The following is a 15,583-nucleotide window of genomic DNA, read 5'->3' as shown; positions in this document are numbered from 1 at the left end:
CAGCGCCGTGGGTACAAATGAAATACTCGGAATGCTGCACGACCACCCGCCAAGCTACGCCCCCGAGTGGGGCAGCGGAGGCATATTTGGGCTGAAGTACTACAGGGGGGTGCTCTACTACACCCTGGCGTTTGACGCCATAGCCAACTTCGTCACCGACAGCGGCGTGGAGAGGTACAGGTTTGAGCAGGTAGGCCCCCTGCCGACCTCGGGGGGAGACACCTATAACGCCGTTGATGCCGTTGACGACAACATATACTTCGGCGGCTGGGTCCACGCCCCCGCGGTTTACGAGGGCTCTGAGGCGTCACTGAGGGGCACCATATCCTTCGTCAACAAGTACAGCCACGTCCACTTCTATGACGTCGAGGACAGGAGGGTCTCGCTGCTGTGGAAGGAGGGGGCTGCCAGGAAGGACGAGTGGGCCGGCGAGGTCTCCGAGATCATCTACAACCCAGTCCAGGACGAGCTGCTCGTAGCCAGGGGGGACGGGACTATAAACCTGGGAGTTTACGGCATTGACCGCAGGACGGGCGAGCCAAGGAAGCTCTCAGAGAGGCCCGCCCTCAAGGGGGCGCTTGTCTATGAGTATGCCTGCTTTGACATACTTGAGCGTCAGATAAAGGACATACATGGCGTGCTGTTCACTAAGGCTGTCACCGGGATACAGTGCGTTAACCTCACCAACGGTAAGGTAACGTACACGAGCCTTGGCGACATAAGCAGGCGCTCAGTTGACGGCGCACCTGTAAGCTGGCCCCAGACGGGCCCGGCGGCCTCAGCCTACGGCAGGTTCTTCCTCTTCGTCAAGGGAGGGGCCTTCGTGGGCAACCCCATTGACGAGGGGACGGAGCCCGTCAGGTTCGTGAGGCTGTTTGACTTCGGCGAGTCGGGCTACTTCTCAAGGAGGACGGTCGCCAAGCCAATAGGGGGAGGTGTCATGGTCGCGTTCAACGCCTACTCTGAGTCCCTCGTGAGGCCCACCAACCAGTTTGAGGAGATGGTTGCAAGGGCTACAAACACAATAGTGGGCCCCAGCGTGCTCCTCTACATAACCCCGCCCGTGGCAAGGATAGTGGGCGCCTATGGCGCCAGGATAACAAGCTTTGAGTCGGTGGGGGACAGACTCGTCATAGGGGCCAACACCATGTCCAACACCTCCAGGTACAACGCCCTGCCCCTGGACATAGGCTACAGGGGGTTCATAATAGAGCCCATATCGGAGGTCCTGGAGAGGGGGCCGCCCGTCAGGTTCTCAGTGCCAGGGGCGCTAGTGAAGGACAAGGTCTTCGGCGGCATACCCTTAACAGGCTACAGCAGGCCAAGGCTTGTCATAAGGGCTGGAAGGAGCAACAGGCTTCACGTGTATGAGTACGACTTCTCGCTGCCCGCCCAGGACGCCTACGAGGAGACCTATGACATAACTGGAGGCAAGAACGTCATGGACCTCAGCGGCTTCGGCAGCTCAATACTTTCGTTCAGGCTCGAGGACCCAGACCCCAGGGCGAGGATAGTCATTGACCTTCAGTAGGCCCTTCCAAGCCTCCTGCCCACGCTCCACTCAACGGCCTCCCTCAGGGCCTTGAAGCCCATCCTGCCCTTCGTGGGCCTGCACATGCCCTTCTTTATGGCCTCTATTATCTGCTCGGCCGTGCAGCCCTCCGCGAAGACTACAGTGGGCGCTTCCCCAAGCTCAGATATCACGTGGGCGTCGCTGCCGCTTGTCATGGGGAGGCCCTTTGACCTGGCAAACCTCTCCGCGAGCCAGTTAAGAGGGGGCAGCCCCCTGGCGTTCCACACCTCCACGGCGTCGAACTCCGTGTAATGAGAGAACAGGTACCTGCCGACCCCCTTCCTGCCGGGCTGGAACGGGTGGGCGGCTATCATTATGCACCCCCTCTCGAGGCTCCACTTCCTCAGCTCAGGCGGCTCTATCCCCTTGGGCGGGTCCTCGTCAGGCAGCGAGGGGCAGAGGACCAGGACGTCGCCCCTTGAAGTCCTCACCTCGTTGGCAGGTATAATCGTTATGTCGAGGTCCAGCTCCTTGGCCGAGGCCTGGGCGAGGGCCGAGCCCCTGAACGTGTTGTGGTCCGAGAGCGCTACGGCGCTCAGCCCCAGCTGGGCGGCCCTTATTACGACCTCCTCAGGCGTCGGCTTGCCGTCGCTGGCCCTGCTGTGGGAGTGAAGCTCAGCCCTGCAGGCCAAAAAGCCCACCAGCGCTGAGGGGACTCCATCTGAATTAATAATCGTTAGGTTCAGACGTGTAAGTGTGATGAGCTCGGCATTGCTGAGCGCCCGCGATGAGGAGGGTCTTGAGTGCTGACCTTCACCTGCCGGGATTCTGCTCCTCCCTGACGTACTCCTCTATGTAGTTAATGACGCCGCTCATCATGTTAAGGACCTCGGCGGCCTCCGCCTCCGTCAGCCTGTGCCTCTGGGCCACCCTTGTTATGTTGGCCCCCTCGTCGCTGAATATGGGCGGGGGGCAGTCGGCCCACCTGGGTATTATGTGCACGTGGAAGTGGAACACCACCTGCCCGGCCTGGCTGCCGCTGTTAGTGACAATGTTAACACCAGGCGCCTTGAGCTCCCTCTTGAGGTACTTCACTATGGCCGCCGCCACGAGGAAGGCCCTTGACACCACGTCAGGCCTCACGTCCTCGACCGCGGTGAAGTGGTCCTTTGAGATCACCAGCATGTGGCCCCTACATATGGGGGACCTGTCCAGTATGACCATAACTTTGTCGTCGCTGTAGACAACGTATGCCTTGGACTCGCCCCTGGCTATCTTACAGAACGCGTCGTCCTCAGGCACAGGCTTACACCCACCTGAGCCTTATTAACGCGGAATAAACTCCTTTGGCACGGGTAGCTTTGACCAAGAGGAGAAGCGTGATAAGGCAGGTTATAAACAGGGCCCTGATGAGCGGCAGGCCTCAGGATTACGTAATAGTCTACGTTGACAGGGACCCCCAGGCTGGCCAGAGGCTGGCGGAGCTCAACGCCTCGAGGATAGCCGCAGTGAGCGAGTGGGCCCTCACGCTTGACGACGGCGACACAGTTATACCGCTGCACAGGGTAGTCGAGGTGAGGGGGCCTAACGGGGAGGCCTGGAGGAGAGGACTAAAGTCTTGAGCTACGTAAAGGGTCCATCATACGCTATAAGGGTTGTCGAGGGCCTCGCGACACCCAAGGTAAACGGCAGGGAGGTGACCGTCGGGGCAGAGCTGCTCAGGCTTGACGCTAGCCTGGGAGTGATGGGCGAGTCCCTGGCCTCCCTGCTCCTTCCAGCGGTGGACTACAGCAGCGACCTTGCCAGCATAGTTAAGTCCTACAGGACAAGGGTAGTGGTGGAGGAGGCCTCGGAGGCCATAACCAGGCTCGGGCCCCTGGCTGGCCTGGCCAAGGTGCCTCCCTACTTCTTCCCGATAGCCAGGATGTCGAAGCTCTCGTGGCTGTACTCGTGCATATTCAACGAGTCCACCCGCAACGTTGACCTGCTGGGAGAGATCTACAGCGACTACGCTAAGCTCGTGGGTGACCTGACGCCCGAGGGCTACGTTAAGCTCAGCGAGTCCAAGGTCAAGGGCTCAGTGGCCTCGCTGATATCTGGCATTGTAAAGAGCGTGGCCGCGGGCATAAGCGTGGCCGGCGCCTACATGTCCTTCTTCATGAGGTCCTCTGAGTGCCCTCCCAACGTCCTCCTCGAGGACCCCTACAGGACCGTGGTGATCCCCGAGGGCATTCTCTTCAGCTCGTGCAGGTGGACCTCTCACCCGGTTGAGCTGGAGATGGAGAGGGCCACGTGCAGGAGGTCATCGCTGCTCTACTCCTCGCTCCTCTGCGAGGACGGCAACTCAAGGGCTGTCATTAAGGACTACGGCTATGGCACCTTTAAGTGGCTCTTCGCCGGGGTCGTGTCAATAACGGCGTACCCCTTCATCCAGACGCCCTCTGGCAGGGCCTCAAACGAGTACCGCAGGCTACTGGAGCTCAGGCAGTACGTCAGGACGCCCAGGGTGCTGGCCCTCTGCATAAACCCCATGGAGGCCTCCATGGTAAGGGACTATGTGGACGGCAGCGACGTGCTGAGAAGCAGGGACCCGGCCCACTGGCAGGAGGCCGGCAGGGTGCTCGCCACAGTCCATAGGTCTGGCTACGCGCTCGGCGACCCGAATCCGAGCAACGTGGTAATTGGCAGGGATGGGGCATGGCTCATAGACGTCGAGCAGGCCGGCAAGTTCACGCCCCAGAGGGGGGCCTGGGACCTGGCGGTGTTCTTCTACTACTCAAGGTTCTTCGGCGCCCCCCTGGACCTGGTCAAGGAGTCCCTCAGGAGCTACGCCAGCAGCCTTGAGCCGTCCCTGTGGAAGAAGGTGAGGGGACAGCTCTTCAGCGCAAGGCTGGCGCCGTTCCTGGCCAGCCTGCCGTTGCTCTTCTTTGAGCTGAGGTCAGCCGTCGAGTCCATTAAGCCCTGACGGCCTCGCTGACGGCCGAGCTCGGGAGGGCCACGGACCTCATGTAGGGCAGCAGCCTCCTGAGCACCTCCCTGTCGGGCCTCTCAAGGAAGCTGTAGCTCCTGACGGACTCGCTGACGAGCTCGTATGGCATCCTGACCAGGTTAGCGTAGGCCTGTAGGTCGGCCTCCCTCACCTCAGAGACTGCCTCCTCCATAGCCTTGGCTATCCTGTCGTACTCGCCCTCAAGCGAGCTGTTGGCCCCCAGGAGGCAGCAGGTCTCGAGGTCGCACTGCTCCACCTTAAGTCCCCTCCTCTCGGCAATGGATAGGTAGGGCTCCCAGATGACGGCCTCCCTCACCTGTCCCCTGAGCGCCATGTCAAGTATGCTGTCGCCGCTATTAGCGTAAACCCTTGGGGGCTCAAGCCTGCTGACCTCGGCGCAGAGCTCCATAGAGGACATCCTTGACGTGGCGTGGCCGAGCTCCCCCCTGCCCGTGACTATCCCTGCCCCTCCCTGGCTCCCCCCGCCAACTATGTGAACGGAGCCGGCCGTGAGCCTGTTGAGGGTTACCAGAGTTATGGCAGGAGCCATGGCTAGCTGTATCCTGCCCGCCGCCAAATCCATGGCCTCCTGAAGCGCGTCATCATAGACTTTTACTGTGACCGAGCCGTACCTCTCCGAGAGCTTCTTGACGAGCCTCATTATGTACGGGTACTCGCTCGCCCTCACTATGCCTATTACAGCGGGCGCCTTGGCCCTCGAGCCCCCGGGGCTTATTATTATCACCCCTCCCTCGTCCCTGACCCTTATCAGCCCGAGGGACTCGAGCTTCCTGACCCTCTTGAGCACCATGCTCTTGCTCCAGCCCAACGTCCTTGAGAGCTCCGAGAGCGTCAGCGGTCCGTAGTCGGCTATCGCCCTCATGACGTCAGTGTCCACCTGGTCCAGCAAGGCACTCCCTAAAGCACAGCTGTTCTTCAACTCTTAAATAACTTAATAACCTCTTAATATAACGCGGCTTAGGCTTAATACTTCAGCTGAGGCGTGGGAGGAAGGAGAACTCATGAGCAGCGAGGAGAGGATAGACCCCTGGGGAAGGCCTGACATAAAGGACTACAGGAGGCTGTACGAGGTCTTCGGCATAAGGCCCTTCTCCGAGATACTTGAGAAGCTTAAGTCAATGGGGGTGGAGCCCAGCGCCTTCATGAGGAGGGGGATAATATTCGGACACAGGGACATGGACGTCGTGCTCAACGCCTGGGCCTCGGGCGAGCCAGTGGCGGTGGTGACGGGCTTCATGCCGAGCGGGCAGTTCCACTTCGGCCACATGCTCACGGGCCTTCAGCTCGTGTTCTACCAGAGGCTCGGCTTCAGGGTGTTCGTCTGCATGGCTGACGCCGAGGCCTACGCCGTGAGGAGGGTGAGCAGGGAGGAGGCCATTAAGAGCGCCCTGGAGGAGTTCATACCTAACCTCCTCGCCCTGGGCCTTGACCCGCAGAGGACCGAGTTCTACTTCCAGACAGGCAGGGAGGGGCCCTACCACGAGCTTATCCAGCTCTTCAGCGCTAAGGTGACCTTTAATGAGATGGAGGCCATATACGGCGACCTGAGCCCAGCCAAGGTGATGAGCGCCCTCACCCAGGCGGCGGACATACTTCACCCAATGCTGAAGGAGTACGGCGGCTACAAGTACGTCGTAGTTCCAGTGGGCGCCGACCAGGACCCCCACATAAGGCTCTCCAGGGACATAGCTACCAGGATGAAGGGCGAGATAGAGCTCACGCCGCCGGCGGCGACCTACCACAAGCTGATAAGGGGCCTCGACGGCGGTAAGATGAGCAAGAGCAGGCCTGAGGCCACGATTTTCCTGACCGAGCCCATAGGGGAGGCCGTGAGGAAGTTCAAGGTGTCCCTCACAGGGGGACGCAACACGGCCGAGGAGCAGAGGAGGCTTGGCGGGGAGCCCGACAAGTGCCCCGTCTTTGACCAGTACCTCTACTACCTTGTCCCTGACGACTCAGAGCTCTCCTCAATAGAGTCCAGGTGCAGGGGAGGGGCCCTGCTCTGCGGCCAGTGCAAGGCAATGGGCGCCGAGAAGCTGGCCAAGTTCCTTGAGGCCCACCAGCGCTCCCTTGAGGCCTACAGGGACAAGGCGCAGTCCCTCGTGGAGCTGCCAAAGTATTAACTTAGAGGGTCACCCTTTCCTCCCCTTTCCTCGTCGGTTGGGCCGCGCTCTCCGGCATTGAGAAGTAGGACTCCAGGGAGAGGCTCGGGAGGAACCTGACCCCGCACCCCGCCGCGAGCAGCTTGCCGTGGAGCTCTGATATCCTTTGGGAGGGCCCTGAGAGCATCAGGACCTCAAAGCACTTGCCGTTCCTGTGCGCGTGTATGTAGGTCTCAGCTATGTCCGAGTACTGCTCTATTATGTCTTCGCTTCCCCTGCTCTCAGGGCACAGCGCAACCATAACTCCATCGCAGTCGTGTGGAACCAAGTAATGTATGTAGTCGCTCAGCATGTTCCTGAGCGCCTGCTCCACGAGCTCGCTCCTGCTCACGTTAACCTTGGCTGCCAAGAGGTCCAGCTCCCTGCTCAGGTCATCAGGAAGGCTTACCCCAAACCTCACCTTATTGCCCATGGCCGCCACCTGAGCACCTCTTCACAAAGTCGCTAAGCTTCTCGACGGCCTCGTCGCTCATAGCGTGCTCAAGCATGCACGCCAGCCTCTCGGACTCCGCCTCACTTATGCCCATGGTAATCAGGGCGGACCTTATCTGCATCTCCCTCCTCACTATGGGCTCTGCCACCGAGGCCCCGCTTTCCGTCAGCTTCACCCCCCTGTACGGTATGTAGTCAATGTAGCCGAGGGCCGCGAGCTTCCTGAATGCCTCGGTGACGCTGGCAGGGGTCATCCCCAGGTCTGCAGCGACGTCCGTAGTGCGAACCCACGAGTTGAGGCCCCCGCGCTTGTAAATGGCCGTCAGGTACTCCTGCAGGCTGGGTGATATGGGCCTGCTGCCGGTGTACGTCACAAGCACCCTTAGCTTTAGCTTGCCAGAAGGGTAAAAAGAGTTAGTAGGTAGCCCTTGAGGGACGCAGGCCATCAGGTAGGCGTCAGTAATACAGCTCAAATGCTGCAAGGCTTGTAAAGCTCCTTGTTGAGTTCCGTGAATCCGAGCCTCGTGTAGAAGCTGTCGGCTATTGAGTTGCCTGCTGGGTAAATAGCCGTCACTATCCCTGCCCCCCTCTTCCGTGCCTCCTCGAACGTCTTGTCTATCAGCATCTTGCCAAGACTCTTCCTCCTGTACTGAGGCCTGATGTAAAAGTCCGTTATCTGGGCCTTAAGCCTTGGCTCGTAGAAGAGCCTGTCCTCTATGACAAACCTTATGATCCCCGCTATCACCTTGTTCGACGTGTCCTCAGCGACAAGCACCACCGTGTTCTCATCCTTAAGCGACCTTGCAAGGTACTCCTTGACCACGTCATATATGTTGGGAACCACCTTGAAGTGCGGGTCCAGCTCCTCGTTGAGCCCCTTTAGCCTTACCACGAGCTCGGCTACCTGATCTATGTCGGCCTCTGTCATGTTCCTTATCACTATGTTCTCTATCGACATGCTCACACCTCCTTCACGTACCTGACCAGGTACGGCCTGAACCCCATCTTAGCGTAGAGGTCCTCAGCTATTTTATTTCCAGCTGGGAACTCAACCGTCACTAGCGACGCCCCCTGCTTCCTGGCCTCGTCCCTGGCCCTATTCACCAGGAGGGTCGCCACGCCCTGCCTCCTCTGCTCCGGCTTAACGTAGAGCTCCTTGATCACCAGCTGCCTACCATTTATCAGTAGGTCGTTCTCCTCAACGTAGGCCACGAGGTACCCTATGACCTCGAGTCCTTGGACGGCCACCAGGACAAGCGACTCCTGGTCCTCAACAAGCTTGTTGGCACGATCATTAGCTAGCTCCCTGAGGTTATTTACTGCCGCCCAGCTGGGGTCAAACTCAGCGTTGAACGAGTAGAACCTGTAGATGAGCTCCGAGAGCTGCTTCACGTCCTCCTTGATCGCCCTCCTTATGTTTATGCCTGTCTCCGCGTACAAGCAGCTCACCCCTGATAGTCAACAGGGGGCTTAGGTATAATGCCGTTGCCCCAGAGCAGCTGGATCTTCTGCCTCACGGTCCCTATTATCTCGGTCGCCCTCTCCAGCTCCTCCCTGTAAGTGGTAGTCCTCCTGGCGACCCCCTCCTCCACAGCCTTAACCGCAACTGCCGCGGCGACCCTCGGGTAGACCTCCCACTCCTCCATGGTGGGCAGTATCCTTTCCTCCCCCACGCCCCCCCTCTCCTCGGCGAACTTAGCGAGCTCCACCGCGGCCGCTATGGCCATGGTGTCGGTTATTGTCCTCGCCCTCACGTCCAGCACCCCCCTGAAGACCGCCGGGAAGACGAGGCTGTTGTTGACCTGGTTAGGGAAGTCGCTCCTTCCCGTGGCCACCACCCTGGCCCCGGCCCTCCTGGCCTCCGATGGCCATATCTCGGGCACCGGGTTCGCCAGGGCGAACACCACGGCGTCCCTGTTCATCCTCGAGACCCACTCGGGCCTTATGACTCCAGGGCCCGGCACTGAGGCGGCTATTACGACGTCCGCCCCATCGAAGGCCTTCTCGATAGGCGAATTAGGTGGGAGCCCTCCTCCGCCGGTCTCTATGGCTATCTGGTACTGGTATGGATCTGTGAGCATGAGCTTGTCTATGTCCTTCATCTCAGGGTGGAGGACACCCTTTGTAGTAACCGCGACCACGTTGTGCATATTATGCCCCAGGGCCTTCAGCAGCCTGTAGAAGGCCACGTTGCTTGCCCCAGCCCCAAAGAGCACTATCCTGACGTCCTGGAGCTTCTTGCCAACAACCTTAAGCGCGTTGATGAGGCCTGCGAGCACGGCAGTCGCTGTCCCCTGCTGGTCGTCGTGCCACACCGGTATCTGGAGCTTCGACCTGGCCTCGTCCAGTATGGTGAAGCACTTGGGCTTCTCTATGTCCTCAAGGTTTATGCCGCCGAAGGAGGGCTCTATGAGCTGAAGGAGCTCCACGAACTTGGCCGCGTCCCTGGCCCTGTGCACTATGGGCACGGCGTCGACGCCCCCCAGGTACTTGAAGAGCAGCGCCTTGCCCTCCATCACCGGGTAGGCGGCCTCGGGGCCGACCTTGCCGAGGCCCAGAACCCTGGTGCCGTCGCTCACGACGGCTATAGTGTTCCACCTGGAGGTGAGCTCGAAGGAGAGGTCTGGGTCCGAGCTTATGAGCCTGCTGGGCTGGGCGACGCCTGGGGTGTACCATATGGCAAAGTCCTTCAGCCTCCTTACTGGCACCTTCGGCAGAACCTCTATCTTGCCGCCGTAGAACCTGTGGAGCTCCGTGCTCAGCTTATACCACTCCTCTGTGCCCTCTTCCTCCTCTGCCAAGAGCGCACACCTGCAGGTATCCACCTGCGCTCAGAAATATTAAAGGGCCTCCTATTCATACATAAGGAAGATCTTGAAATGTAGTCACGACTTCGCTCCCTTCTGGCCTAACTTCCGAGGACTCGCCATTTACTTTGCTAAAACGTCGCTGTACTGGGCGCGGAGCACCTTCTTGTCGGCTTTACCAGTGCTTGTCAGGGGCAGGCTCTGGACCTCTATTACCTTGTCGGGAAGCCACCACTTTGGTATAGCTCCCCTGTTAACGAAGTTCTCCGTGAGGAACCTGTTTATTTCCTCTGTGGTAAGCTTGCCCTCCCAGCCCCTCCTTGGAACCACCAGGGCGACAGGCCTCTCGCCCCACTTGGGGTGCTTGGCGCCTATAACTGTGACCATCAGAATGCCCGGGTGCTGGCTTATTGCGTCCTCAAGCCTTAGGCTGCTTATCCACTCGCCCCCGCTCTTTATCACGTCCTTCTCCCTGTCCATGATCAGTATGCTGCCGTCGGGGTACCACACCGCCAGGTCGCCTGTGTGGAACCAGCCTCCCCTCCACGCGGCCTCCGTCTTCTCAGGGTCCTTGTAGTACTCGTAGGTGACCCATGGAGCCCTGACGACCACCTCTCCAAGAGTCTTGCCGTCCTTCGGCACAGGCTTCCCGTCCTGGTCGACGACCGCTATGTCCACGAAGAATATTGGGTAGCCAGTCCTTAACTTTATGTAGAAGAGCTCCCTGTCGCTCAGCTTATCCTGAAGCCTTGAGGGCGGGAGCGCCAGCGTAAGCACGGGGGCCGTCTCCGTGAGGCCATAGCCCACGAAGACCTTCATGCCCCTCCTCTCAGCCATAAGGGCCAGCCCCTCGGGCAGCGCCGAGCCGCCGTTTATGAATATGACCCCGCTCAGGTCGTACTTCTCGCTCTCCGGATCGGTCAGAAGCATGTAGAGGATGGTCGGCACGCCAGCGAAGTAGGTGACCTTCTCCTGCTTTATGAGTTCAAGGTAGGCCTTTGAGTCAAACCTCCCTGGGAGCACGGTCTTCTGCCCTGACATTATTGATGAGAACGGGAAGCCCCAGGCATACACGTGGTACATGGGCACAACTATCATGCTCACGTCCCTGCTGGTTATCTGTATTCCCTTGGGACCTGCCCCGAACCCAGCGACTGATGACAGTATTGAGAAGGCGTGCAGAACCACCTGCCTGTGGCTGTGGTACACCCCCTTGGGGAGGCCCGTGGTGCCGCTGGTGTAGAACATGAATGCCGGCCTCCTCTCGTTGAGGGCTTGGAACTCGAACCTGCCGCCGCGCTCCTTAAGTAGGTCCTCGTAGTGGTAGGCCTGAACCCCTCCTACCTTGCTGGGCACGGAGTCCGCGTCAACAACTATCACGTGCTTTATGCTCTTGACGTTCGGCACCACCGCCTCCGCCAGCTGGAGGAAGTCAGCGTTAACAATCAGGACAGAGTCCTCGGCCTGGTTCATCGTATAGACTATCTCCTGGGGCGCAAGCCTTACGTTGACCGGGTGAAGCACGGCGCCCATCATTGGAACCGCGTAGTACTCCTCAAGGTGCCAGTGCGTGTTCCAGTCCATCGTGGCGACCCTGTCGAGCCCCTTGACGCCCAGCGACGACAGGGCCGACGCCAGCCTCTCAACGCGGTCAGCAAAGTCCGAGTAAGTGTACCTGAAGACCCCCCTCCTCGTCCTGTAGACTATCTCCTGGTCAGGGAACAGGTACTTGGCCCTCTCGTATATCCTTGTTATAGTCAGCTCCGAGCCTGGCCTGTCTGGGACCTCCTCAGGTAGGGACACAGGTGTGTACACCTCTCTTTTCCTTCTGAAGGAAGTTTACGATAAGGAAAATATAAGAGGATTATTCGTAAAAACTACTTAAATAAGCCACCTTGGGCCCCTTTAAATAGGACCTAAGACGGCGTCAGCTAGGGAAGTCCTCAGGGACAGCGGTTACGCCCTGGTGCTCAGCGAGGGACCCTACGACCTCCTCTGGCGCCCTGGCGGCAGGGCCGCCTGCGTGGCCCTAGTGGAGGACTGGCCCATGGTGACCCTCAGCGTCGCCTCTGGAAGGCCGTCCATAACTGACCCGCTGGGCCTCCTTAAGGATGCCGGGGAGGCCACAGCCAAGGTGAGGAGGCCAGGTGACCTAAGGGTAATAGGGGAGGCCACGCTGGCTGACGGGGACGTCGAGTCCCTTAGGGCCCCAGTCAGGGGCTGGGCCCTCGTTGATGTGCTTGACCTAGAGGAGGCTGTAGCGTGGATCGCCAGGCTGGTGGCATCAGCGAAGCCAACGTTTATCTACCTGGTCAGGGGGTTCACGTCGCCTGCCTCAGTTGAGGCCTCGTCCCTCATTGTTAACGCGAGGCTCCCGCTGATAGTGCCGGGGCTCAAGGGTGCTAAGGAAATCTCATCGCTCTGGAGAAGGGGGCCCAGGGTTATAGTGGGTCTCAACAAACAAATAAGCGAAGACAAAAAGTGGGCGTTGGAGGAAGGCCTTGAGGAGCCACGCCTCATGGACATCATGCTGGGCCTCTCAGGACTCGGATGTTAATCCCTTATGGTCTCCAGTGTGGTGAGAACCTGCCATATCTTAGTCCTAGCGTGGAGGGGCATGTTGGGGTCCTGACTTATCTCGTCAAGGGCCCCCACCGCGTTGGCTGCCCTCACGGCAGGCGACAGCTTGGTATCCCTTAGGTAGGTCAGCGCCGTGGCGGCGGCCCTCCTTATGTTTCTTGGAACACCCGCGTCGTTTACTATTGTGGTCAGAATGGTCATGGCAAGCCTAATCTTCTCCTCAGTACTTACCTGTGCGGCTGACACGCTGGCTCACCCCGCTTCTCTGTTAGCTGTGTTCTTAAAAGTTATAAGGAGTTTATGGAATCTCCGCCCTGCCCACTAAGTACGGAACTCTGCGGCGTATTAACCCTGAGGCACCACGGCAAGCCCTATGCCTGCAAGAGTGACTGCCATATATACATACTGTATGAAAAGTATGCTTTGACCAAGTATTAGGTAAGCCAGGACCGCGGAGCCCACGGGCTCAGCCATCATTGCTATGGTGGACGCTATGAAGTTCCTCCTACCTATAAGGTAGTTCATCACCGTGTGGCCGCCCATCATTGGGACAAGGGCCAGGCCCAGAAAGCACAGCCACGTTTTAACGCTATAGTAAAGCAGGTTGTAGCCCAGGGCCAGCGACGCCGCGGCGCTGAAGGCTGCGGCCGGCGCATATATTGCTGTGACGTAGCTGAAGGTGTCAAGCCTCGTTCTCATCGACTTCCCGACGCTGAGGTAGAGGACCATTGCAGCCATGCCTCCCAGGCTCAGCAGCACGCCAATCGCAAAACTGTCCCCGGGGTCCGAGAGCGACAGGAGGGCGACGCCCACCATGGCTATTGCCGAGCCCAGAACCTCGAGGGGCCTGTACTTCTCCTTGAAGAAGGCAAGCCCAACCACTATAAGGACTGCTGGGTAGGAGTCCACTAGGGTCACGCTGACGGCCACGCTTATGTAGCGCAGGCTCGTCATCCACAGGTCGAAGTGCATTGCAAGGAAGAGGCCCCCAGCTAAGGCTATCATCAAGTCCCTCCTGGAGAGCTTCAGCAGGGAACTTATGGAGCCCCTGGCCCACGCCAAGATCGCTACAATGGCCGATGATATTATTAGCCTCCAAGTGGCTGCCACGGGCCCCGGCGCGCCGCTAAGCACGACTAGAATGGCAGCTGACGAGAAGCTGACAGCCATCACTGCCATTAGGGCGTAGTCGGCTACGCGCAAAGTCCTTCCAGGGGACCCCTGGGGTGCAAGGGATAAAACGCGCCAGCTGACCAATACATATAGCCTGTTATTATGATTCTGGCACCTTACTCACAGCTTTAACCCAGCGCTTCGTCCAAAACTGAGGTGATTGGAACTGACGGAAGTGAAAGTTATCGACGTTAGCCCGGGGGAGCTCAGGGGCTACATCTCATCCTTCGTGATAGTAGATGAGAAGGTGGCCGTGGTGGACCCGGGCCCTGAGAGCGCCTACGACAAGCTCAGGTCTGGCCTTGAGGCCCTCGGCGTAAAGCCTGACCTAATAGTAGTGACGCACGTACACCTCGACCACGCGGGGTCGGCCGCCCACCTGCTGAAGGACTTCCCCTCAGCTATAGTCTTCTCGCACCCCAGGGGTGTGCCCCACATAGTGGACCCCTCAAAGCTTTACGACGCCTCCTTCAAGGTGGCCCCAATACTGCCGCGCACCTACGGTAAGCCCCTCGCAGCGAGCCCTGAGAGGGTCTTCCCAGCCGAGGACGGGAAGGTCCTGGAGCTTGGCAGCTCGAGGGTAAGGGTTATATACACCCCGGGACACGCCAGTCACCACATGAGCTTACTGCTGGAGCCTGACGGCATAATCTTCACCGGGGACTCGGCAGGCGTCATATTTACAGTGAAGGGGCACGAGGTAATGTTGCCCACCACGCCGCCGCCCTTCAAGCCGATGATGTACGTCGAAAGCATAGATAAGATGGCGTCACTGAAACCAAGGAGTATAGCGCCAACCCACTTCGGGATTCATGGGGACGCCATGGCATGGCTTGAGAGGGCGAAGTCCCAGGTGACCCTCTGGCTCAAGCTCATCAAGGGGTCCAGCGATCACAGCTACGGCGTCCTGGAGGACCTGCTGGCCAAGAACGATGATCACGTGAGGTCGCTGCTCTCGGACGGCGAGGAGTTCATGATAAAGGGGTTCCTTGAGAACACCATTGACGGCCTCGTGGACGCGGTGAAGAGAGGGGAGCCCCTGCCCGCCTAATGTGAGATGAACTCGCTGAGCCTCCTGTACATGGCCTCTGAGAAGTCCTTATCAACTACCACCACTGCAACGGCGTCGTTGCCGTGGGGAAGCCCTATTATGACGGCGTTACACGAGACCATGAGGTCTATAAAAGCTGCCTCCGACTCCACGAACTCTATGCCGAGCCTCTTGAACTCGTCGGCCAACTGTCCGTACCTTTCAAGCGATCCCTTGGGCACTATTACAAGCGCTCCTGACGGCAAGGAGGCCACGAGCTTCCTCAGCTCTGGGAGCAGCTCGGCAAGCCTGTCAAAAACCTTGAACGCCATAAATATGGGCCTTGAGCTGCAGGAGCTGCCATAGGACATGGCTGCGCCGAAGACGTTGTTCAGTCCCCTCACCAGGCTCACCCTGGCCCCCTCCTTAATGCTGGCCCCGTAGGTTCTCGAGAGCATGTCCCCGAGCTCCCTCAGCCTGTTGGCCTTCTCAAGGCTCTTCATTATCTCGCTCTCAGCTATGGCATTTATGGCCTGCCTCGGCTCAATGGGCTGATAGACCCCGTCAAACTCCGTCACTAAGCCCATGGACTCGAGGCTCCTGAGCACGTCGTAAATCCTCTGGGAGGGGACGGAGGACTCCTTGGCTATGTCCTGAGGCTTTGCCTTTCCAAGCTTCAGGAGGGCCAGGTAGGCCGCCGCCTCATACTTGTTGACTCCCAGCAGGCTCCTGATGGTGGTCTCAAGTTCATTCACGTCACTGCTCAACCCTACTTCCCGCGCGTTGTAAGTAACTTATGCATCTTTTAATGCTTAAATGTCTGATACCGAACAGAGGGCCCACCTGCGCGCCCCGCGGGTGCTTAACGATAAAACA

The 15,583-nt window shown here is 59.1% G+C and carries 18 protein-coding genes; 6 read left to right on the top strand and 12 right to left on the bottom strand.

What is annotated here, in order from left to right; genetic code table 11:
- The first annotated feature begins 7 nt into the window (after nucleotides 1-7).
- A complete protein-coding gene (locus tag ASAC_RS02680) occupies nucleotides 8-1,531 on the top strand; it encodes a DUF2139 domain-containing protein (protein WP_202965461.1) in 1,524 nt (507 codons plus the stop codon).
- Here ASAC_RS02680 and ASAC_RS02675 read toward each other — a convergent pair.
- Complete coding sequence (locus ASAC_RS02675; RefSeq protein ID WP_013266441.1) at nucleotides 1,525-2,214, bottom strand: PHP domain-containing protein; 690 nt, start codon at nucleotides 2,212-2,214, stop codon at nucleotides 1,525-1,527. The two genes, ASAC_RS02680 and ASAC_RS02675, sit on opposite strands and share 7 nt — an antisense overlap.
- 112 nt (nucleotides 2,215-2,326) lie before the next feature.
- Entirely contained in the window at nucleotides 2,327-2,815 is a 489-nt protein-coding gene (locus ASAC_RS02670; protein ID WP_013266440.1) for an HIT domain-containing protein, read from the bottom strand.
- A gap of 77 nt (nucleotides 2,816-2,892) precedes the next feature.
- Between ASAC_RS02670 and ASAC_RS02665 the strand changes: the two genes are divergently transcribed.
- Together ASAC_RS02665 and ASAC_RS02660 are read left to right on the top strand one after the other, a co-directional pair.
- Entirely contained in the window at nucleotides 2,893-3,135 is a 243-nt protein-coding gene (locus ASAC_RS02665) for a DUF504 domain-containing protein (protein ID WP_148217114.1), read from the top strand.
- Nucleotides 3,132-4,478, top strand: coding sequence for a BUD32 family EKC/KEOPS complex subunit (locus ASAC_RS02660; protein ID WP_013266438.1), 1,347 nt, complete (start codon nucleotides 3,132-3,134; stop codon nucleotides 4,476-4,478). Before ASAC_RS02665 ends, ASAC_RS02660 begins: the two co-directional genes overlap by 4 nt.
- On the opposite strand, the gene ASAC_RS02655 is transcribed toward ASAC_RS02660, so the two are convergent.
- Complete coding sequence (locus ASAC_RS02655; RefSeq protein WP_013266437.1) at nucleotides 4,468-5,412, bottom strand: winged helix-turn-helix transcriptional regulator; 945 nt, start codon at nucleotides 5,410-5,412, stop codon at nucleotides 4,468-4,470. The genes ASAC_RS02660 and ASAC_RS02655 overlap by 11 nt on opposite strands.
- 112 nt (nucleotides 5,413-5,524) lie before the next feature.
- Here ASAC_RS02655 and ASAC_RS02650 point away from each other — a divergent pair, with 112 nt between their 5' ends.
- On the top strand, nucleotides 5,525-6,646 hold the full coding sequence (locus ASAC_RS02650; protein ID WP_013266436.1) for a tryptophan--tRNA ligase: 1,122 nt from the start codon (nucleotides 5,525-5,527) through the stop codon (nucleotides 6,644-6,646).
- Between the two features lies 1 nt (nucleotide 6,647).
- On the opposite strand, the gene ASAC_RS02645 is transcribed toward ASAC_RS02650, so the two are convergent.
- From ASAC_RS02645 to ASAC_RS02620, 6 genes are all read right to left on the bottom strand, one after another.
- Nucleotides 6,648-7,097 carry a CopG family ribbon-helix-helix protein gene (locus ASAC_RS02645; RefSeq protein WP_148217113.1) on the bottom strand — a complete coding sequence of 150 codons (450 nt, stop codon included), beginning with the start codon at nucleotides 7,095-7,097 and terminating at the stop codon, nucleotides 6,648-6,650.
- Nucleotides 7,087-7,491 (bottom strand): metal-dependent transcriptional regulator, encoded by a 405-nt coding sequence (locus tag ASAC_RS02640; protein ID WP_238523624.1) that lies wholly within the window; start codon nucleotides 7,489-7,491, stop codon nucleotides 7,087-7,089. The genes ASAC_RS02645 and ASAC_RS02640 overlap by 11 nt, the downstream gene beginning before the upstream one ends.
- 95 nt (nucleotides 7,492-7,586) lie before the next feature.
- Nucleotides 7,587-8,075, bottom strand: coding sequence for a GNAT family N-acetyltransferase (locus ASAC_RS02635; protein ID WP_013266433.1), 489 nt, complete (start codon nucleotides 8,073-8,075; stop codon nucleotides 7,587-7,589).
- 2 nt (nucleotides 8,076-8,077) lie between these two features.
- On the bottom strand, nucleotides 8,078-8,566 hold the full coding sequence (locus tag ASAC_RS02630; protein ID WP_420805103.1) for a GNAT family N-acetyltransferase: 489 nt from the start codon (nucleotides 8,564-8,566) through the stop codon (nucleotides 8,078-8,080).
- Nucleotides 8,563-9,918, bottom strand: coding sequence for an NAD(P)-dependent malic enzyme (locus tag ASAC_RS02625; RefSeq protein ID WP_013266431.1), 1,356 nt, complete (start codon nucleotides 9,916-9,918; stop codon nucleotides 8,563-8,565). Before ASAC_RS02625 ends, ASAC_RS02630 begins: the two co-directional genes overlap by 4 nt.
- A 129-nt stretch (nucleotides 9,919-10,047) precedes the next feature.
- Nucleotides 10,048-11,727 carry a long-chain fatty acid--CoA ligase gene (locus ASAC_RS02620; RefSeq protein ID WP_013266430.1) on the bottom strand — a complete coding sequence of 560 codons (1,680 nt, stop codon included), beginning with the start codon at nucleotides 11,725-11,727 and terminating at the stop codon, nucleotides 10,048-10,050.
- A gap of 163 nt (nucleotides 11,728-11,890) precedes the next feature.
- On the opposite strand from ASAC_RS02620, the gene ASAC_RS02615 reads away from it, so the two are divergent.
- Nucleotides 11,891-12,481, top strand: coding sequence for a hypothetical protein (locus tag ASAC_RS02615; protein ID WP_013266429.1), 591 nt, complete (start codon nucleotides 11,891-11,893; stop codon nucleotides 12,479-12,481).
- Here ASAC_RS02615 and ASAC_RS02610 read toward each other — a convergent pair.
- Entirely contained in the window at nucleotides 12,478-12,750 is a 273-nt protein-coding gene (locus ASAC_RS02610; RefSeq protein ID WP_013266428.1) for a stationary phase-response protein, read from the bottom strand. The genes ASAC_RS02615 and ASAC_RS02610 overlap by 4 nt on opposite strands.
- Nucleotides 12,751-12,849: 99 nt before the next feature.
- Nucleotides 12,850-13,707 carry a DMT family transporter gene (locus ASAC_RS02605; protein ID WP_048812750.1) on the bottom strand — a complete coding sequence of 286 codons (858 nt, stop codon included), beginning with the start codon at nucleotides 13,705-13,707 and terminating at the stop codon, nucleotides 12,850-12,852.
- 130 nt (nucleotides 13,708-13,837) lie between these two features.
- Here ASAC_RS02605 and ASAC_RS02600 point away from each other — a divergent pair, with 130 nt between their 5' ends.
- Entirely contained in the window at nucleotides 13,838-14,728 is an 891-nt protein-coding gene (locus ASAC_RS02600; RefSeq protein WP_048812749.1) for an MBL fold metallo-hydrolase, read from the top strand.
- Here ASAC_RS02600 and ASAC_RS02595 read toward each other — a convergent pair.
- The gene (locus ASAC_RS02595) at nucleotides 14,725-15,474 is read right to left on the bottom strand and encodes a helix-turn-helix domain-containing protein (protein ID WP_048812748.1); all 750 of its coding nucleotides are present in this window, start codon (nucleotides 15,472-15,474) and stop codon (nucleotides 14,725-14,727) included. The two genes, ASAC_RS02600 and ASAC_RS02595, sit on opposite strands and share 4 nt — an antisense overlap.
- Nucleotides 15,475-15,583 lie beyond the last annotated feature (109 nt).

The sequence above is a fragment of the Acidilobus saccharovorans 345-15 genome (genome assembly GCF_000144915.1).
Taxonomy (GTDB): Archaea; Thermoproteota; Thermoprotei_A; order Sulfolobales; family Acidilobaceae; genus Acidilobus; species Acidilobus saccharovorans.
The sequence above is the reverse complement of the archived record's forward strand: the minus strand, read 5'-3'. Positions and strand labels throughout refer to the sequence as shown.